Below are 2,932 nucleotides of genomic sequence, written 5' to 3' on the forward strand. Positions count from 1 at the left end.
AACCGGAAACGGTCGCGGGCTGTTTTGCGTTCGGAAAACGGTTGGAGCGGCTGCGAAGACAGGCCGGAAGAACACGTTCCCTCAAGCCCCGAAACACACTAGAACGCTCCAGCGAGAAAGTGGTTTATGCTTGGAGGTTGATTTTGAAACGCTATGTCCGAAACATGCGCGGTTACGGCCCGGTGCCCCCGAAAGTCCGGTGGCCGGGTGAGGCGAAAATCGCGGTTCAGTTTGTCCTGAACTATGAAGAAGGCGGTGAAAACTGCGTGCTTCATGGCGATGCGGGCTCGGAGGCGTTTCTCTCCGACATTCCAGGTGCGGCCCCGTGGCCGGGAAAACGCCACTGGAACATGGAAAGCCTTTACGAGTATGGCGCCCGGGCCGGGTTCTGGCGGCTACACCGGCTGTTTACCAAGGCAGGCATTCCGGTCACGGTCTATGGCGTCGCAACGGCCCTTGCCCGCAGTCCGGAACAGGTCGAGGCCATGCAGACCGCCGGCTGGGAAATTGCAAGCCACGGGCTGAAATGGATTGAGCACAAGGACATGCGCCCGGAGGAGGAGCGCGCGGCGATCGCCGAGGCGGTCCGGCTGCATACCGAGGTCACGGGTGAGCGCCCGCGCGGCTGGTATACCGGCCGGTGTTCGGAGCATACGGCCGGCCTTGTCGCTGAAGAGGGGGGCTTTGACTATATTTCCGACACATATGACGATGATCTGCCCTACTGGCTTGAGGTCGGCGGCCGTCAGCAACTGATCATTCCCTATACGCTTGAAGCCAATGACATGCGCTTTTCCGTCTCACCGGGCTGGTCCAGCGGCGACGACTTTTTCGCCTATCTGAAAAACGCCTTCGACGTTCTTTATACGGAAGGCGCCGAAGGAGCGCCGAAGATGATGTCGGTCGGCCTGCATTGCCGGTTGATCGGGCGGCCCGGCAAGGCGGCGGCCCTTCGGAAATTCATTGCATACATTCAGGGGTTTGACAGCGTGTGGTGCCCGCGCCGGATCGATATTGCCAAATACTGGGCCGAAGCCCATCCGCCGGAGGTCCGCGATCTGCCGAGCCGGATGGACAAGGCGGCTTTTGTCGAGGCGTTTGGCGGCATTTTCGAGCACTCTCCCTGGATTGCGGAACGTGCCTTCGAGCTGGAACTGGGGCCGGCGCATGATTGTGCGGCTGGCGTGCACAATGCGCTGTGCCGGATTTTCCGCACCGCCAGCGAAGCGGAGCGTCTCGGGGTCCTGAACGCGCACCCGGATCTTGCCGGAAAGCTGGCGCAAGCCGGGCGTCTGACCGCCGACAGCACCGGTGAACAGGCGAGTGCCGGATTGGACATGCTGACCGATCAGGAACGCGAAACCTTCACACAGCTCAACACCGACTATGTTGCCCGGCACGGTTTCCCCTTCATCATCGCGGTTCGGGATCATGACAAGGCGTCAATCTTGGCTGCGTTCCACCGGCGGATCGGCCAGGATCGCGCGACCGAGTTTGAGGAAGCCTGCCGTCAGGTGGAGCGAATCGCCCGGTTGCGTCTCGGCCAGATCCTGGCCTGACCCGGGTCCGGGCGCATTGGTATAAATAAAGATGAAAAATTCATCTTGACCAATCGCGCGCCAGTTTCCTAACGTTTCTTGACCAAATGGTCAGGCAGGCGGCGATCGGCAGACCAGGAGAAACCGCCGGACCGCGTGTTGGGGAGGGGCCGGAAACGGCCTCCCGGGGCACGATTTGCGTTTCCAGAACCGGGCATCCGCCCGCAAAAAGCTTGAGGGGAATGGCAGTGAAAACACTCGTGAAAACAGGGTTGTCGGCAGCGTTCGGATTGAGCCTCATGGGGCTTTCGGCGCAGGCCGACGACGATCTGACGTTGCAGCTCAAATGGGTCACGCAGGGCCAGTTCGCCGGTTATTATGTGGCGGAGGAAAAGGGTTTTTATGACGAGGAAGGCCTCGACGTCACGATCAAGCCCGGCGGACCGGACATTGCGCCGCCGCAGGTGATTGCCGGTGGCGGGGCGGATGTCATCATTGACTGGATGCCGTCGGCGCTGGCCTCGCGCGAGAAGGGCGTGCCGCTGGTCAACATCGCCCAACCTTTCGAGCGTTCCGGCATGATGCTGACCTGCCGCAAGGACACGGGCATCACGTCGCCCGAGGACTTTCGCGGCAAGACGCTGGGCGTCTGGTTCTTCGGCAACGAATATCCGTTCCTGTCCTGGATGAGCCAGCTCGGCATCCCGACCGATGGCAGCGAGGGCGGCGTCACGGTTCTGAAGCAGGGCTTCAACGTCGACCCGCTCTTGCAGAAGCAGGCCGATTGCATTTCCACCATGACCTATAACGAATACTGGCAAGTGATCGACGCCGGTATTCCGGAAGAGGAACTCGTGGTGTTCAAATACGAGGATCAGGGTGTCGCCACGCTGGAAGACGGCCTGTACGTGCTGGAATCGAGCCTCGAAGATCCGGAAATGGTCGACAAGCTCGCCCGCTTCGTCCGTGCCTCCATGAAGGGCTGGAACTATGCGGCCCAGAACCCGGAAGAAGCAGCCGAAATCGTGCTTGAAAACGACGCCACCGGCGCCCAGACCGAAAAGCATCAGGTGCGGATGGTCGGCGAGATCAACAAGCTGGTCAACGGTTCGGATGGCACGCTCGACATGGACGCCTATCAGCGCACGGTCGACACGCTTCTGGCGGGCGGCTCCGACCCTGTCATCACCCAGGCCCCGCAAGGTGCGACGAGCACGGCGGTGACGGACAAGATGTAGCCGTCCGGGGTTTTTGAAATTATGAAATGACGAAAGGCCGCCCGCATGGGCGGCCTTTTTTGTTATGGAGTAACGGCATGGATCCCATGGCCGGGCCATGGGATGACGGGCGGGTGAAGCCCGCGATCCCGAAAAATCTCTTTCAAAGAAATCCAA

Annotated in this window: 2 protein-coding genes; both read left to right on the top strand. The window is 60.7% G+C overall.

Translation table 11 applies throughout. The features are described 5' to 3' along the window. The first annotated feature begins 164 nt into the window (after positions 1-164). On the top strand, positions 165-1,559 hold the full coding sequence (gene puuE, locus E1297_RS03170) for an allantoinase PuuE (RefSeq protein ID WP_209015619.1): 1,395 nt from the start codon (positions 165-167) through the stop codon (positions 1,557-1,559). A 221-nt stretch (positions 1,560-1,780) separates the two neighbouring features. Further along, positions 1,781-2,776, top strand: a complete 996-nt coding sequence (locus E1297_RS03175) for an ABC transporter substrate-binding protein (RefSeq protein ID WP_155133792.1) — start codon at positions 1,781-1,783, stop codon at positions 2,774-2,776. Positions 2,777-2,932: the final 156 nt, after the last annotated feature.

Source organism: Roseibium sp. RKSG952, assembly GCF_009711355.1.

Excerpts from the sequence above, each read along its gene's own strand:
- puuE (WP_209015619.1), top strand. The coding sequence starts at position 165 with ATGCGCGGTTACGGCCCGGTGCCCCCGAAAGTCCGGTGGCCGGGTGAG.
- E1297_RS03175 (WP_155133792.1), top strand. The coding sequence starts at position 1,781 with ATGGCAGTGAAAACACTCGTGAAAACAGGGTTGTCGGCAGCGTTCGGA.